Source organism: Burkholderia sp. MSMB1589WGS (genome assembly GCF_001636105.1).
Lineage (GTDB): Bacteria > Pseudomonadota > Gammaproteobacteria > Burkholderiales > Burkholderiaceae > Burkholderia > Burkholderia humptydooensis.
On sequence record NZ_LNJT01000007.1, the window covers coordinates 1452319 to 1467504 of the forward strand.

Consider the following 15186-nt stretch of genomic DNA (forward strand, 5'->3'; position numbering starts at 1 on the left):
TGGTATCCCAGACGAGACCGCTCGCCAGACCTCATGAATCGAGAAGAAGCCCTCCACATTTTCCAACACTCCGAAGAGATCGTCTCCGCTGGCGAAGTCAACGCGTCGATCGGCCGGATGGCCGAGGAGATCCGCGGCCAGATCGGCGAGGAGTTTCCGCTCGTGCTGTCGGTGATGGGCGGTGCGGCGGTGTTCACCGGCATGCTGCTGCCGCACCTCGATTTCCCGCTCGAATTCGACTACATCCACCTGACGCGCTACCGCAACACGACGAAGGGCAGCCCCGAGATGCACTGGCGCGTCGCGCCGCGCGAATCGGTGAAGGACCGCATCGTGCTCGTGCTCGACGACATCCTCGACGAAGGCGAAACGATGGCTGCGATTCGCGACCGCATCCTCGAGATGGGGGCGAAGCGCTTCCTGTCCGCCGTGCTGTGCGAGAAGACGCTCGCGAAGGCGAAGCCGCTGCACCCTGACTTCTGCGGGTTCGCGGTGCCCGACCGCTACGTGTTCGGCTGCGGGATGGATGCGAAGGGCTACTGGCGCAACCTGCCGACGATCCGTGCGCTGACGGCGGACGTCTGACGGACCCATGCGGCGGCCCCGGCTGCCTCGCGCCGGAGACAAAAAAAGCGGCTCGCGCATCGTGCGCGAGCCGCTTTTCCTTATTGGGCGGCACCTGATTTGATTGGGCGCCTGGCCGCGGCGCGCGGCCTCGACCGGTTGCCCCGCCGGTTCGTCATAACTGGCGAACGAACGCGCGGATGCCCGCCATCATCATCTCGACGGCAATCGCGACGAGCACGAGCCCCATCAGCCGCTCGAACGCGATCACGGTGCGCTCGCCGAGCCATTGCTGAATCCGTTCGGCAAGCACGAGCGTAAACGCACAGACGAGCATCGTCACGGTCAGCGCGCCGGCCCATTCGAGCATCTTGCCGGGTGCCTGCGACGTGAGCAGCATCACCGTCGCGAGCGCCGACGGTCCGGCAAGCGCCGGAATCGCGAGCGGCACGATGAACGGCTCGCCGCCCGCGCGCGGATCGTTGCCGAGCGCGCCGTCCGGATGCGGAAAGATCATCCTGAGCGCGATCAGAAACAGCACGATCCCGCCGCCGATCCGCATCGACAGGTCGGTCAGGCTCATCATCCGCAGAAAGCGGTCGCCGACGACCATGAAGAACAGCAGGATCACGAACGCGATCGCGACTTCGCGCAGGATCACCTTCACGCGACGCTCGCGCGGCACGTCCCGCAGCGCCGCGATGACGAGCGGGATGTTGCCGAGCGGATCGGTGATGAGAACGAGGAGCACCGTCGCCGACAGGAAATTCGACTCCACCGCGCTCCTCCGCTTCGTCGACGGCCGGCGATCAGCGAGCGAGCGCCGCGCGGACCTTTTCGGCAACCGCCGTCGCGGCCGAATCGGCGGGCAGCAGCGTCGCTTCGGCGTCGCGGCGGCCCTGATACTCGATCTTGCCGTCCTTCAGGCCGCGCTCGCCGATCACGAGGCGGTGCGGCACGCCGATCAGTTCCCAATCCGCGAACATCACGCCCGGACGCTCGCCGCGATCGTCGAGGATCACGTCGACGCCCGCCGCGACGAGATCCGCGTAGAGCGTGTCGGCCGCTTCGCGCACCGCATCGCTGCGGTCGTAGCCCATCGGGCACAGCACGACTTCGAACGGCGCGATCGCTTCGGGCCAGACAATGCCCTTGTCGTCGAAGTTCTGCTCGATGGCCGCGCCGAGAATCCGCGTGATGCCGATCCCGTAGCAGCCCATCACCATCGGCTGCGTCTTGCCCGATTCGTCGATGAACGTCGCGCCCATCGCGTCCGAGTACTTGGTGCCGAGCTGGAACACGTGGCCGACTTCGATGCCGCGGCAGATGTCGAGCACGCCCTTGCCGTCCGGCGACGGGTCGCCCGCCTTCACGTTGCGGACGTCGGCGATCACGGGCTCCGGCAGATCGCGGCCCCAGTTCACGCCGGCGATGTGGTAGTCGACCTCGTTCGCGCCGACGACGAAATCGCTCATGTTCGCGACCGTGCGATCGGCGACCACGCGCACCGGCTTCTTCGTGCCGATCGGGCCGAGATAGCCGGGCGGCGTGCCGAACCACTCGACGATCTCCGCCTCGGTCGCGAAGCGATAGCCGGCCAGGCCCGGCAGCTTCGCCGTCTTGATCTCGTTCAGATCGTGGTCGCCGCGCAGCATCAGCAACCAGACCGTCGGCTCGGCGCCTTCGTTGTCGGTGGCGAGCACGATCGACTTGATCGTGCGCTCGAGCGGGATGCCCATCAGCTCGGCCACCGCCTCGCACTTCGCCTTGCCGGGCGTCGCGACCTTCTGCATCGCCTCGGCGGGCGCCGCCCGGCTCGCGAGCAGCGGCAGCGCCTCGGCCGCCTCGACGTTCGCCGCGAAGTCGGACGTCGGACAATAGGCGATCGCGTCCTCGCCGGTATCGGCGATCACGTGAAACTCGTGCGAGCCGCTGCCGCCGATCGAGCCGTTGTCGGCCGCGACCGGACGGAACTCGAGGCCGATCCGCGAGAAGATCCGCACGTACGCGTCGTACATCTTCTTGTACGACTCCTTGAGGCTTTCGTGATCCTTGTCGAACGAGTATGCGTCCTTCATGATGAATTCGCGGCCGCGCATCACGCCGAAGCGCGGACGGATCTCGTCGCGGAATTTCGTCTGGATCTGATAGAAGTTCACCGGCATCTGCCGGTAGCTCTTGATCTGGTTGCGCGCGATGTCGGTGACGACTTCCTCGTGCGTCGGCCCGATCACGAATTCGTTCTGCTTGCGATCCTTGAAGCGCAGCAGTTCGGGACCGTACTGCTCCCAGCGCCCCGACTCCTGCCACAGCTCGGCGGGCTGCACGGCGGGCATCAGCAGCTCGATCGCGCCGGCCCGGTTCATCTCCTCGCGCACGATCGCCTCGACCTTGCGGATCGAGCGCAAGCCGACCGGCAAATAGTTATAGATGCCGCCGGCGACGCGGCGGATCATGCCGGCTCGCACCATCAGCTTGTGGCTGACGATCTCGGCGTCGGCGGGGGCTTCCTTCAGGGTGCCGATAAAGAAACGGGAGGCTCTCATGCGAACGGTTCCATTAGCGGCGGCCAACGCGGGCCGCCCGAAAAAAGTCTAAAGGTGAATTAACGGCTGCGCCCCGCGGTATGCGGCGCAGATGACATACCAGACAAATCGGGGACAGTGTAGTTGACGCGCCCCGCCCGGATTCGCTCCGTTCCGGTGCGCAACGCCCGTTATCTGTTTATAATCAAAGCAATTTTAAAGGATTCGAAGGTGGTTGTATGCTGGATCGTGAAGGCTTTCGCCCGAACGTCGGCATCATCCTCTTGAACGCGCACAACGAGGTGTTTTGGGGCAAGCGGCTCCGCGAGCATTCCTGGCAGTTTCCGCAAGGGGGCATCAAGTATGGCGAGACCCCGATGCAGGCGATGTACAGGGAACTGCACGAGGAAACCGGGCTGCTGCCGGAACACGTCAAGATCATCGGCCGCACTCGCGACTGGTTGCGTTATGAGGTGCCAGACAAGTTCATCAAGCGCGAAGTGCGCGGCCATTATCGCGGCCAGAAGCAGATCTGGTTCCTGCTGCGAATGGTCGGCCGCGATTGCGATATCTGCCTGCGGGCGACGGATCATCCGGAGTTCGACGCGTGGCGCTGGAACGAATACTGGGTACCGCTCGACGCCGTGATCGAGTTCAAGCGGGATGTGTATCAGTTGGCGTTGACCGAACTGTCGCGTTTCCTGCGCCGCCCGGCGCAGCGTTCCGACAAGTCGCGCGGTCCGCGCGCGCCGCGCTATCCGCGCGTCGCGAACGGGCACGCGGCCACGGAGACACCGGCAGCGATCGACACGTCGGCAGTCTGTTCGGAAGTCGAGCCGGGCGCGAGCGCGCTCGACGAAATCCCTCCCCGCCTGATTCTGCGCGACTGACGCGCAGGCTCGTTCGACGGGAATGAAAACGCATGACCAGGCGCGGCATTGAAGGATGCCGCGCCTTTTTTACGAGGCACCCATATTGAAAGCGATTGCTCTTGCCGCCGCGTCGATTGCCGCGGCCGCCGCGCTGGCCGGCTGCGCCCATTCGAACACCCCGTCCAACAAGGACGATAGCGAGTTCGTCTACTTGCTCGACCGTCAGCCGCAATGGACTGAAAACAAGGTCGAGAAGCTGCCGCCACTGCCGCAAACGAGCGATCTGCTGCCGTTCAACGTGTCGCAGAACACGCCGCTCAAGTTCTTCGTCGATTCGAAGTCGCTCGACGTCGGCACCGATGGCGTCGTTCGCTACGTCGTCGTCGTGACGAGTCCGGCGGGCGCGCGCAACGTCAATTACGAAGGCATTCGCTGCGACACCTACGAATGGCGCCAGTACGCGGGCCTGAACGCCGACCACGACGGCTGGGACCGCACGATCGAGACCGACTGGCAGCGGATCGAGAACGGCGAGCTGAATGCGTACCACGCCGCGCTCTATCAGGACTTCTTCTGCGCGAACAAGATGCCGGCGGCCAAGCGTCCGACGATCATCGAGAACATCCGCTACAACCGCACGCAGCTCAATCAGATCCGCTGATCGGGTGCGGCAGGCTGCGCCCGTCGCTCAGACGCAGCCTGCCGGCGACCGGAGGCGAATACGTCACAACGCGCGGGCTTTTGCCATTTGCTTCCGCTTCGAGCGACACGCAACGCGACACGCCGCCGTCAGACGAGCACGAGATTGTCTCGATGGATCAACTCGGGCTCGAGAAGGTAGCCGAGCACCGCTTCGATCTCGCCGCTCGGCTTGCGCTGGATCAGCTTCGCTTCGGCACTGCTGTAATTGGTGATCCCGCGCGCGACTTCGCGGCCGGTATCGTCGACGCACGCAATCACTTCGCCGCGCGCGAACACGCCCTGCACGGCGACGACGCCGATCGGCAACAGGCTCTTGCCGCCCGCCGTCAGCTTGTCGACCGCACCCGCATCGATGACGACGTGGCCACGCACCTGCAGGTGGTCTGCCATCCACTGCTTGCGCGCCGCCATGCGCGCAGTGCGCGCGATCAGTTGCGTGCCAATCGCCTCGCCCGACGCGAGCCGCACGAGCACGTCGCGCTCGCGGCCGCTCGCGATCACCGTGTTCGCGCCGCTGTGCGCGGCGCGCTTCGCCGCGAGAATCTTCGTCAGCATGCCGCCGCGGCCGATGCTCGAGCCCGCGCCGCCCGCCATCGCTTCGAGCTCCGGCGCGCCGGCGCTCGCCTCGGCGACGAGCGTCGCGCCTGGGTCCTTGCGCGGGTCGGCCGTGAACAACCCCTGCTGGTCGGTCAGGATGATGAGCGCGTCGCCCTCGATCAGGTTCGCGACGAGCGCGCCGAGCGTATCGTTGTCGCCGAACTTGATTTCGTCGGTGACGACGGTGTCGTTCTCGTTGATGATCGGCACGACGCCGAGCCGCAGCAGCGTGAGGAGCGTCGAGCGCGCATTCAGGTAGCGTTCGCGGTCGGCAAGATCCGCGTGCGTGAGGAGAATCTGCGCGGTGCGAATCCCGTGCTCGGCGAAACGGCTTTCGTACACCTGCGCGAGACCCATTTGCCCGACGGCCGCGGCAGCTTGCAGTTCGTCGATCTCGCGCGGCCGTTTGCTCCAGCCGAGGCGCTGCATCCCTTCCGCGATCGCGCCCGAGCTGACGAGCACCACTTCCTTGCTCGCGCTGCGCAGCGCGGCGATCTGGGCGGCCCATCGGCCGATAGCGTCATGATCGAGCCCGCGGCCGTCGTTGGTCACGAGGCTCGAGCCGACTTTCACTACCAAGCGCTTCGAATCGGCGATGATCGAACGCATCGTGCGCTGTCTCCTTGAGTGATGCGCGATTGAATCCCGTGCGCCGGGCAAATCGCTCGGCGCCGTTTGCGACGGACGAGGCGCTCAGGGCGCGTCGGCTTCGCGCTCGTGCGGCTCGCCAACTGCGGGCGGCGCGTCGCGAAAGCGCACGTCCGACGCCAGATCCTCCGCGAGCTCGGCGCGATGCGCTTCCGAATGCGCGACGAGATAGTCGTAGATCGCGTAGACAAGGCCTTCGCAGCCCTGCCCCGTCAGCGCCGAAATCTCGAACACGGGGCCCGTCCAGCCGAAGCGCTCGATGAAATCGGCGACGCGCGCGCCGCGCCCGTCCTCCGGCACCATGTCGAGCTTGTTCAGCACGAGCCAGCGCGGCTTCTCGTACAACGATTCGTCGTACTTGCGCAACTCGCCGACGATCGCCTTCGCCTCCGCAACGGGATCGACGCTCTCATCGAACGGCGCGAGATCGACGAGATGCAGCAGCAGCCCCGTGCGCTGCAGATGCCGCAGGAACTGGTGGCCGAGACCCGCGCCTTCCGCCGCGCCTTCGATCAGGCCCGGAATGTCGGCGATCACGAAGCTCTTGCCCGGCCCGACGCGCACCACGCCGAGATTCGGCGCGAGCGTCGTGAACGGATAATCGGCGATCTTCGGCTTCGCGTTCGACACCGACGAAATGAACGTCGACTTGCCCGCGTTCGGCATCCCGAGAAGGCCGACGTCCGCAAGCACCTTCAGTTCGAGCTTCAGCATGCGCCGCTCGCCCGGCTTGCCGTCCGTCTTCTGGCGCGGCGCGCGGTTCGTGCTCGACTTGAAATGCAGGTTGCCGAGGCCGCCCGCGCCGCCCTTCGCGACGAGCACCTTCTGGTCGTGCTCGGTCAGATCGGCGATCAGCTCGCCCGTATCCATGTCGTTGATGACGGTGCCGACCGGCATGCGCAGCGTGATGTCGTCGCCGCCCTTGCCGTAGCAATCCGAGCCGCGGCCGTTCTCGCCGTTGCGCGCCATGTGCTTCTTCGCGTACCGGTAGTCGATCAGCGTATTGATGTTGCGATCCGCGATCACGTACACGCTGCCGCCGCGGCCGCCGTCTCCGCCGTCCGGTCCGCCGAACGGAACGAATTTCTCGCGGCGCATCGACGCGCTGCCATCGCCCCCGTCCCCGGCGATGACCTCGATTCGCGCTTCGTCAATGAACTTCATCCGTCACTCCGTCCAGTATGTGCTGCCATTCCTGCTATTGTGCCGCGCGACGCCGCGCTTGACCAATCGGCCGAACGGCCGATGCGCGCCGAATGCTTGCGCGCAGGACGCGCGCAAAATAAAAAAGGCCCCGCTGCTACCGCGGGGCCTTTTTTGGCTACGAAGCCCGTCGCGCCTGAGCTCAGGCAGCGGCCGGAACGACGACGACCGTGTGCTTCTTGTCGGCGCCCTTCGTCGTGAACTTCACATGGCCGTCGACCAGCGCGAAGAGCGTGTGGTCCTTGCCCATGCCGACGTTTTCGCCCGCGTGCATGCGCGTGCCGCGTTGACGCACGATGATGCCGCCCGCGTTGATCGCCTGACCGCCATACACCTTGACGCCGAGGCGCTTCGACTCGGAGTCGCGGCCGTTCCGGGACGAGCCGCCTGCTTTTTTGTGTGCCATCTGATTGCTCCTTTACCGAGGGAGGCGCTTACGCGTTGATCGCGTCGATGCGCAGCTCGGTGTAGTTCTGGCGGTGGCCGCCGTGCTTTTGGTAGTGCTTCCGGCGACGCATCTTGAAGATGGTGACCTTGGCATGACGACCGTGAGATACGACGGTAGCCTTGACGGAAGCCCCACTGACCAGCGGCGTACCGAACTTGATCGATTCGCCTTCGCCCACTGCGAGAACCTGGTCGAGCGTGATTTCTGCGTCAATGTCTGCCGGTATCTGTTCTACTTTCAGTTTTTCGCCAACAGCAACCTTGTACTGCTTGCCGCCGGTTTTTATGACCGCGTACATTGAAAACCTCACTCTGGATCCATTTTTCCGTGCACCGTGCGCGGAAAACGCGTGATTATACATAGAGTTAGCGCCTCAGTCAAAGCTCATCCGCGCCTGTTATGTCCGACCGTGGCGCGGACATCGGCCGAACGGCCGAAAAACGCGCGATGAGGTCGCACGACGGCCCGGCTCGACGGCGATTCGCCTTATAATCCGCGGCACTACCCATTTCCATCATCATGTCGTCGACTGCCACCCCCTCCCTCAGCGCCGCCCACTTGCTCGCCCCGATCGCAAGCGACATGGAGCAGGTGAATCGCGTCATTCGGCAAAGCCTCGCGTCCGACGTGCTGCTGATCAACCAGATCGCCGAGTACATCATCGGCGCGGGCGGCAAACGGCTGCGGCCGGCGCTTCTTCTGCTCGTCGCGGGCGCGCTCGGCGAAAACACGAACCAGAAGCACGTGCTCGCGGCCGTCGTCGAATTCATCCACACGGCGACGCTGCTGCACGACGACGTCGTCGACGAATCCGAGCTGCGGCGCGGCCGCAAGACCGCGAACGCGCTGTTCGGCAACGCGGCGAGCGTGCTCGTCGGCGACTACCTCTATTCGCGCTCGTTCGAGATGATGGTGGGCGTCGGCAAGATGCGCGTGATGGAGATTCTGTCCGAGGCGACGACGATCATCTCCGAAGGCGAAGTGCTGCAGTTGCTGAACATGCACGACGCCGATGTCGACGAAGCCCGCTACATGCAGGTGATCCGCTACAAGACCGCGAAGCTGTTCGAGGCCGCCGCGCGGCTCGGCGCGGTGCTCGCGGGCGCCGACGCGCCGACGGAAGCCGCCGCCGCCGAGTACGGCCGCCGGATCGGCACCGCGTTCCAGATCATGGACGACTGGCTCGACTATGCGGGCACCGCCGAATCGATGGGCAAGAACGCCGGCGACGATCTGCGCGAAGGCAAGCCGACGCTGCCGCTCATCTATCTGATCGAACGCGGCACGCCCGAGCAGTCGACGCTCGCGCGCGAAGCGATCGAGCACGGCGGCACCGACCGCTTCGACACGATCTTCGACGCGATCACGCGTTCGGGCGCCCTCGACCATACGCTCGAATGCGCTCGCCAGGAGGCTCAGGCGGCGGCCGCGGCAATTTCTTCATTTCCCGCTTCCGTTTTCAAAGAGAGCCTGCTAGAATTATGTTTTTACTCGACGTCGCGTCAGTCTTGATCTAGACCGAAGCGACGAATCAGTACGAATCGAGTACAAATCGGGGTGTAGCTTAGCCTGGTAGAGCGCTACGTTCGGGACGTAGAGGCCGGAGGTTCGAATCCTCTCACCCCGACCAATCTAACTTGTTGATTGGTTGGAAAAATCAGCAAGATCAATGGCTTACGGAGCGGTAGCAGCCGGTGTAACATACACCTACTGTTCCGTAAGCTATGACAAATCATCTCCTCAAGCGCGGCACCCGGTATTACATCCGCCGCAAAATTCCACTTGATCTAATCTCGCACTATCGCGGCCGCAAAGAGATAGTCAAAGCTCTTGGCACGTCCGAACCCGCCAAAGCGCGCGAGCGCGTCCGGGAGGAAAGTTACCGGCTCGATCAAGAATTTGCCGCGCTTCGACAGCCGACCGGAGATGTGCCGCAAACCGTCGAACTGCGGGAACTCATTCTTGATCCCGTTACGTCCGAGAGTGTACCGACTGGCCGCACCGCAAAAGTTGACCCGCGCCGCCCCGGCTCTTACGTCATCTGCGACTGCGACGGCGAGCAAGTGGCCGTGCTGTGGCCCAAAGATGCCGACGACGCCTACCACAAGCAGCGCCTCAAGCACGCCCGCACATTCGCACACGGGGTCTTGATCGCCCGCGCGTCCGGTACACCTTCCGCGCTGACAGCCTCCGTACCTCCGCAGATAGCATCCTCAGAAACACGCGGCGGCGCGTCATCGGGTCATCTTGCCGCGCTCGTTGAGAAATGGGCCGGGGAGCGCAAGCCCGAGTCTCGAACGGTACGCAAGGCGGAATTGATCGTAGAGCGGTTCTACTCACATGTGGGGCGCGTCCCGGTCGCGGGGATCACACGCGCACATGTCATCGCCTTTAAGGACAAGCTTCTCGAAACCGGTCAAACACCTGTCAACACAAACAAGCAACTAGAACTGCTCGGGACGCTGCTGAACTACGCAAAAGATAATCTGCTGGTCTCGGAGAACGCCGCCCATCGCGTCCGTGTTCAGGTCAAAGGCACTGTGAGAGGCAAAACCCGCATCTCGTTCGATGTACCCGCCCTCACCGCGATCTTTTCCAGTCCCGTCTACACACGGAATTTGCGCCCGGTTGGCGGCGCGGGAGAGGCAGCGTATTGGTTGCCGCTACTTGGCTTGTTCACAGGCGCACGGCTAGAGGAACTGGCCCAATTGCGCCCCGACGACATTTACACCGAGAGTTACCACACCTCAAACAGCAGCGTGAAATCTTCCGCCGTGCTGCGCATCACGGATGCCGGGGATGGCCAGACCGTCAAAAACGCGGGCAGCGTGCGACGCATTCCCATCCACCCGGAACTACTTGCGCGCGGGTTCGTAGAGTATGTGCACGCCCAGCGCGGAAAGCCTCGCATTTTCTCAGCACTCGTCGCCAACAAGCACGGGGAGGAGTCCGCGCAATGGTCAAAGTGGTTCGGTAAATACCTGCGCGGGGTCTGCAAGATCACCGATTCGCGTATGGTCTACCATTCGTTCCGTCACGGCTTCAAGGACATGTGCCGCGACTCCGGCGTGCCGAAAGAGGTTGCGGACGCATTGCAAGGACACAACGATGGCGATGCGTCGGGTGGGTATGGCGCTGAATTTTACCCGCTCCGCCCGCTCGTAGAGGCTATGGGCCGTATCCGTGTCCCCGGCCTAACCCTCCCCGCGCCGCCGCCAAGCCTTCCGGTAGCCGACCCGCAAACACTCTGATAAATTCGTCAGACGGTAATTGATGGGCGGCAGGCACACTGCCGTCCGCTTTCTGCGGAGCGCGCCGAATGGCTTCAGTGACTATCGACATGGGTTCTGGGAAGCGCGCTACGCTAACCAGTGCGGGAAACTCAACCGGAATGCGCCCATCGGTCGGTCAACGTAGCGCCGTCTCGGCATTGATGCTGCACTGGCCGAAGTATTCGGGGCTGACGACAGGTGCAGCGGGATACCTTCGGGAACTGGGGATTGGTGCATTCCATAGCGATCCAGTCGCTGCGCTTAGGTCCGCCATAGAGGACGGGCGGGTATCGGTGTCCATCGATCAACCCGTGGCCCGTGGTGGTTCTGCCGGAGGTTCGCCCTCAACCCCGCCATTTCCACGGGCTAACAGGCTCGCCAGCGTGCCGGGGGTGACCGCGTTGCCAGTAGACAAGCCGCTCCCGAGTTGGGCGACGCCCAGCAATGTGACGGCGGACGAACTGATAAGCTATCTGGAAAGCGTTGTCGCTGGTGCTGGTAGTAGCTTGGCCAGTAATGATATCGGAGGTGCGTCGTCGCTTCTTGGTGAGGCCGCTCCGTTCGAACTTGCTGCCGATGTGCCAGACGACGGGAGTTTTATTTTGGCGGGCACGCCTAACACGGGGCCGGCGGGGTCGTGGTATACGAATCCCGGCTCGGGGCAAATGCGTTTATTCGGAAATAACGGCCTACCCGCCGTAGACTTTGATTTCGATCACGACCACGGGCAGGGGATACCTCATGCGCACAATTGGGATGACGTGGGCGGGGGATTCCCGGTTCGTGGTCCCGGCGTGAGCTTCTCTCCGCTGCCCTGAGAGCTAACTAACAACCGACTGCCGCTATGAAAAATTACCACGACGCCGAATTCATCGGTTGCGAGTATTCGCGTTCCGCTTCCGCCCTTTCGTTGAGCTTCGAGTGTGCAGACGGAAAAATGTCGAAATTGCTGCTATCCGGCGTCCGGGCGGTGCGCATTAACGACTTCACCCGTCAAAACGTTGTGGCGCGGCTTCTGGTTTCCCCGAAATACCAATTCACGTTGGATGAGGTTGCAACCTACGTAAATTGGGCGAGCAGCCAGCACGACTACCGGGCGCAAGCTAGTGCCGAGAAAATTCAGGCGGTTCACGCTGACATTGCATCAGGAAAGTGTCTGCTGTTCGTGATGGAGCAATCCGCCGGTGCCGAGGCTGTCGTGTTGTGCGACACCCTGCAAGAGACGCCGCTATAAATGCGTGCCCTCACGCCGCACAGGCCCGCTTGACCGTAGCCGTACTCACGCCGAAGCGCTCCGCCGTTGCCGAGATGGTTGCGCCGTTCTCGGCCCGCCAGCCCTTAATCTCGGCGTAGTCGGCGGCGCGCTGGCGTCCGGTGTACTTCCCTTCGGCCTTGGCAATCGCTACGCCTCGCCGCTGCATCTCCACCCGGTTCTTGTAGTCTGCTTCGCCCTGCGCGGCCATGAATGCCAGTACAGCGTCTCGCGTGGCTTTCTCAATCGGGTCCGTCGCGCCGCCATCGAATACCATGCCGTTCAACGTGCATTCGACGCGAACGCCCATATCCATCAAGCGGCGCATCGTGCGGTGCAATTCGTCGTATCGGCGGCTGATCCGGTCGAGCCAGCGGACAATCAGCACGCCGCCGTGCCGCAAGTCGTGTTCTACGCGTTGCCATTGCTGGCGTTGATCCGGCGCGACGTGATACCCGCTCACGCCTTCGTCAACGAACACGTCTTTTTCCTTGACCCCGTGCGCTTTCGCGTCGGCGTACTGGCTGACTGCTGATTGTCCGTCCGTGGTGGAAATGCGCCCGTAGTAGAGTTTCCGCATGGCTCGCTAGCTCAATTAAATTGATAGCTCAATGGTAGCTACTGGCTCACACACGGTCAATCCTATTGAGCCATATTTTCAATGACTCACGTTTGGCTCAGTCAGGTATACCCTATTGATCCGATTCGGACACTGTTTCCGCCCGGCGTTCCGAATGAGCACGCAATACGACTCACGGCGAATTATTTTCGACGTGGGGCGGCGCTTTCCGTAGATTACGGCGGTTCGTATTCGCCCAACTTTCCGCAGACTTTTTACGTCGGTTTTCGCGGCCGTCCGGGGCGCTTCGGCGGGTCCACTTGCCGGGGTACCATCCAATCCGGTGCGCTCCCTGTTGCCAGCGTCATAACCTGTATCGCCGTCATTTGATCGGGGCGTGTCGGCAATCCCTCGAAGACCTGCCGCAACCTCTGGTTACGCCCTTGTGGATGACTGTTGTCGCGCGGCTCGTCGACCCTTGGCAATGCGCGCGGCTTGCCTTTCTTCCCGCCCGTCTGTGGCTGCATCCAAACCGGCCATGCCGCTATGCCGGGTCGCGTGTCCCGCCAACACGCATACACGATGCTCCGCCATACCGTCGCCTCTCTCCAGCGGTATTCCTGCACGCGCCATGCAGCCCGAATATCCTCGCGGCGCGCCCACGGGTGGGTGTCAGCGGCTTCGGCGGCTCTTTTGGTTCGGTCGGCTTGCTGGCGCATGGCGTCCTGTACGGCCATTTCAGCCAACCATTTATGCTCATTCGCCCGCCATTCCATCCATTTCCAATATGTGTGATTCCGTGCGTTCGCACCCTTCGGCCATTCGGCTTTCTCGGGCGGCATCTTCCCGGCAAAGTGTTTCCGCCACGACGCCTTATCTGCCATGCGCTTCTGTACGGACCATTGCTGCTGTAGGCTGTCTATCGCGATCATGCAGCCCCATAGCCCATCGTGCGGGTTCCGTAACCACTGCTGTACCGCGCTCTTTGCCAGCCGATTCGCAGCGCCCATTACAACCGTTGCTGGCGGCTCGGTCGGTATCGCCGCGCCGCCCCAGTCCTCCCGATGCCATTGCAGCCACTTTTCAGCCCGCAACCTTTTGCCTACCGATCGCATCTACTTACTCGCCCCGGCCCATCAACCCGCGATGCTCGATATGACCCGCGCTTTTTCTATCGCCAACTATCTTGCATTCATCCATTCATCAACCTCGTTGCGTGCACAAGCAATTTCGACCCGTATATGCCGATCATCGCCCACGAGTACGCATCCATTAATCGGCACTTGCCCCCCAGCAGCCTTTTCGAAGGGCTCTGCGCGCGCAACAGAGGTATCCCCGAAAGGCCCCTATTTTGCTGGGGGGATGTTTAAATTGCGCGGCCTTTGCCCCGTGACACCGACAGTTCAACGGCGAAATATCCCTATCTGCAAAAAACCCGCCGATTCGCGAAAACCCGGGCCGTTGTGCGCGCGCACGCGAGTATGCGCGTAGCCCATATACTGGCAAATCAGATTATCCCGCCACCGACAACCGGTCTGGCCGATGGCGGCGAAGTGCTGTCATGGATTTATGGCATGCCGCAAATCCGTATTGAGCACGCTAAACAATGTGCGCAATTCGTCTTTCGTCTTGTCGCTCAACATTGCAAATGCTTCGCTCCCGTCGCCATGCATAAAATCAGTCAATACCGCCACCTGATTCAAGATACGAGTAATGCGAGACTGCGGCGCGGGTTGCCACGTTCGCCTAAATTTTTCAGCCATGCAGCGCCTCCGGGCAATTCTCCGCTCTGTGTTCATGAAGCGCGCTGCGAACTGCGGTGAGCGTAACGCCGTAAAGGTCGAAGATCGCTTTTTGCTCGTCCAAATCCAAACCGGAAAATAACGCTACGCCGTCCTTGGCTGAAAGCAACCTCGATAAAGCAGACAGGTTATCGACACCGACGAGCGCGATATCGACCAGGGTAGGTTCCGAGAGTTCTGAACAAGCGGGGGTTTGATGCATGTCGGGCCTCCTATGAAAACGTAAGACCCGCTCTCCCATCGCCAAATGGGCGGGCGGGCACAAGGCAGGGTTGGCGAACCGGCATAGGAGGCAACCGGCAGACCCGAAGGTCTCCCTGCCAAGGCCCACCCATTGATCGCATAGGCGCGCAAAGGCATGCAGACGAAAAAGCCGCACATGCGGCGGCTCGTCCGCCTCCTAATAATCGGGTCGCCAAACCCGGCCACGGTGTCTCCGTGACGGCCTCAACAGTAGCCAAATTTTGGGGTATGGTCAAATTGAGCGGAAATCTGCTACACTCTAACGTTCCAGCGGCTACGTGCTCAATTGTAACCTATTGATTTGATTGGGTGAACTAGGTTCGAATCCTCTCACCCCGACCAGATTTGTAAAAAACCGCGCACGCAATGCGCGGTTTTTTTTGCGCGGCGACGGTGCCGCCCCGCCGCACGGGCAATGCGGCGCCGTACACGAACCGGCCGCGCCCCTCTGCTATAGTCTTTTTCATTCCTGTCATTCACCGACTCTGCGACGCGTGGA

General features: G+C 62.6%; 16 protein-coding genes and 1 tRNA gene. 7 read left to right on the top strand and 10 right to left on the bottom strand.

All coding sequences use genetic code 11. The features are described 5' to 3' along the window. Window positions 1–33: 33 nt before the first annotated feature. Window positions 34–585 (top strand): hypoxanthine-guanine phosphoribosyltransferase, encoded by a 552-nt coding sequence (locus tag WT16_RS14640; protein WP_006025192.1) that lies wholly within the window; start codon window positions 34–36, stop codon window positions 583–585. A gap of 154 nt (window positions 586–739) precedes the next feature. Here WT16_RS14640 and WT16_RS14645 read toward each other — a convergent pair whose 3' ends face one another. Together WT16_RS14645 and WT16_RS14650 are read right to left on the bottom strand one after the other, a co-directional pair. Further along, on the bottom strand, window positions 740–1342 hold the full coding sequence (locus WT16_RS14645; protein ID WP_006025191.1) for a MarC family protein: 603 nt from the start codon (window positions 1340–1342) through the stop codon (window positions 740–742). Window positions 1343–1373: 31 nt separating this feature from the next. Further along, window positions 1374–3110 (bottom strand): proline--tRNA ligase, encoded by a 1737-nt coding sequence (locus WT16_RS14650; protein ID WP_015600904.1) that lies wholly within the window; start codon window positions 3108–3110, stop codon window positions 1374–1376. Window positions 3111–3328: 218 nt separating this feature from the next. On the opposite strand from WT16_RS14650, the gene WT16_RS14655 reads away from it, so the two are divergent. Beyond that, window positions 3329–3979 (top strand): RNA pyrophosphohydrolase, encoded by a 651-nt coding sequence (locus WT16_RS14655; RefSeq protein ID WP_015600224.1) that lies wholly within the window; start codon window positions 3329–3331, stop codon window positions 3977–3979. 85 nt (window positions 3980–4064) lie between these two features. After that, window positions 4065–4622: a CNP1-like family protein gene (locus WT16_RS14660; protein WP_015601058.1), complete on the top strand. Its 558-nt coding sequence runs from the start codon at window positions 4065–4067 to the stop codon at window positions 4620–4622. A gap of 128 nt (window positions 4623–4750) precedes the next feature. Here the strand turns inward: WT16_RS14660 and proB are convergent, their stop codons facing one another. The 4 genes from proB to rplU all read right to left on the bottom strand — a co-directional run bounded on the left by proB (window position 4751) and on the right by rplU (window position 7857). Beyond that, window positions 4751–5869: a glutamate 5-kinase gene (gene proB / locus WT16_RS14665; RefSeq protein WP_006025187.1), complete on the bottom strand. Its 1119-nt coding sequence runs from the start codon at window positions 5867–5869 to the stop codon at window positions 4751–4753. 84 nt (window positions 5870–5953) lie between these two features. Further along, window positions 5954–7072, bottom strand: coding sequence for an Obg family GTPase CgtA (gene cgtA, locus WT16_RS14670; protein ID WP_006025186.1), 1119 nt, complete (start codon window positions 7070–7072; stop codon window positions 5954–5956). A gap of 181 nt (window positions 7073–7253) precedes the next feature. Beyond that, window positions 7254–7517, bottom strand: a complete 264-nt coding sequence (gene rpmA / locus WT16_RS14675) for a 50S ribosomal protein L27 (protein ID WP_006025185.1) — start codon at window positions 7515–7517, stop codon at window positions 7254–7256. 28 nt (window positions 7518–7545) lie between these two features. After that, a complete protein-coding gene (rplU, locus tag WT16_RS14680; protein ID WP_006025184.1) occupies window positions 7546–7857 on the bottom strand; it encodes a 50S ribosomal protein L21 in 312 nt (103 codons plus the stop codon). Window positions 7858–8078: 221 nt separating this feature from the next. On the opposite strand from rplU, the gene WT16_RS14690 reads away from it, so the two are divergent. The 4 genes from WT16_RS14690 to WT16_RS14710 all read left to right on the top strand — a co-directional run bounded on the left by WT16_RS14690 (window position 8079) and on the right by WT16_RS14710 (window position 12065). Beyond that, a complete protein-coding gene (locus WT16_RS14690; protein ID WP_063533593.1) occupies window positions 8079–9071 on the top strand; it encodes a polyprenyl synthetase family protein in 993 nt (330 codons plus the stop codon). A gap of 41 nt (window positions 9072–9112) precedes the next feature. After that, window positions 9113–9189, top strand: a tRNA-Pro gene (locus WT16_RS14695). 94 nt (window positions 9190–9283) lie between these two features. After that, entirely contained in the window at window positions 9284–10810 is a 1527-nt protein-coding gene (locus WT16_RS34440) for a site-specific integrase (RefSeq protein WP_161788936.1), read from the top strand. 865 nt (window positions 10811–11675) lie between these two features. Further along, window positions 11676–12065 (top strand): hypothetical protein, encoded by a 390-nt coding sequence (locus WT16_RS14710; protein ID WP_038774581.1) that lies wholly within the window; start codon window positions 11676–11678, stop codon window positions 12063–12065. Between the two features lie 10 nt (window positions 12066–12075). Here WT16_RS14710 and WT16_RS14715 read toward each other — a convergent pair whose 3' ends face one another. From WT16_RS14715 to WT16_RS31305, 4 genes are all read right to left on the bottom strand, one after another. Then, window positions 12076–12663, bottom strand: a complete 588-nt coding sequence (locus tag WT16_RS14715) for a recombinase family protein (RefSeq protein ID WP_038774583.1) — start codon at window positions 12661–12663, stop codon at window positions 12076–12078. 254 nt (window positions 12664–12917) lie between these two features. After that, entirely contained in the window at window positions 12918–13757 is an 840-nt protein-coding gene (locus WT16_RS33695; protein ID WP_143284113.1) for a hypothetical protein, read from the bottom strand. Between the two features lie 444 nt (window positions 13758–14201). Continuing rightward, a complete protein-coding gene (locus WT16_RS33700; protein WP_125910425.1) occupies window positions 14202–14405 on the bottom strand; it encodes a hypothetical protein in 204 nt (67 codons plus the stop codon). Further along, window positions 14398–14646, bottom strand: coding sequence for a hypothetical protein (locus WT16_RS31305; protein WP_059516085.1), 249 nt, complete (start codon window positions 14644–14646; stop codon window positions 14398–14400). Before WT16_RS31305 ends, WT16_RS33700 begins: the two co-directional genes overlap by 8 nt. Between the last annotated feature and the right edge of the window lie 540 nt (window positions 14647–15186).

Bases quoted from the DNA above. Each gene is read 5' to 3' on its own strand.
- cgtA (WP_006025186.1), bottom strand. From the start codon at position 7,072: ATGAAGTTCATTGACGAAGCGCGAATCGAGGTCATCGCCGGGGACGGG.
- WT16_RS31305 (WP_059516085.1), bottom strand. From the start codon at position 14,646: ATGCATCAAACCCCCGCTTGTTCAGAACTCTCGGAACCTACCCTGGTC.
- WT16_RS14710 (WP_038774581.1), top strand. From the start codon at position 11,676: ATGAAAAATTACCACGACGCCGAATTCATCGGTTGCGAGTATTCGCGT.
- proB (WP_006025187.1), bottom strand. From the start codon at position 5,869: ATGCGTTCGATCATCGCCGATTCGAAGCGCTTGGTAGTGAAAGTCGGC.
- WT16_RS14690 (WP_063533593.1), top strand. From the start codon at position 8,079: ATGTCGTCGACTGCCACCCCCTCCCTCAGCGCCGCCCACTTGCTCGCC.
- WT16_RS14640 (WP_006025192.1), top strand. From the start codon at position 34: ATGAATCGAGAAGAAGCCCTCCACATTTTCCAACACTCCGAAGAGATC.
- WT16_RS33695 (WP_143284113.1), bottom strand. From the start codon at position 13,757: ATGCGATCGGTAGGCAAAAGGTTGCGGGCTGAAAAGTGGCTGCAATGG.
- rpmA (WP_006025185.1), bottom strand. From the start codon at position 7,517: ATGGCACACAAAAAAGCAGGCGGCTCGTCCCGGAACGGCCGCGACTCC.
- WT16_RS14655 (WP_015600224.1), top strand. From the start codon at position 3,329: ATGCTGGATCGTGAAGGCTTTCGCCCGAACGTCGGCATCATCCTCTTG.
- WT16_RS14650 (WP_015600904.1), bottom strand. From the start codon at position 3,110: ATGAGAGCCTCCCGTTTCTTTATCGGCACCCTGAAGGAAGCCCCCGCC.
- WT16_RS34440 (WP_161788936.1), top strand. From the start codon at position 9,284: ATGACAAATCATCTCCTCAAGCGCGGCACCCGGTATTACATCCGCCGC.
- rplU (WP_006025184.1), bottom strand. From the start codon at position 7,857: ATGTACGCGGTCATAAAAACCGGCGGCAAGCAGTACAAGGTTGCTGTT.
- WT16_RS33700 (WP_125910425.1), bottom strand. From the start codon at position 14,405: ATGGCTGAAAAATTTAGGCGAACGTGGCAACCCGCGCCGCAGTCTCGC.
- WT16_RS14715 (WP_038774583.1), bottom strand. From the start codon at position 12,663: ATGCGGAAACTCTACTACGGGCGCATTTCCACCACGGACGGACAATCA.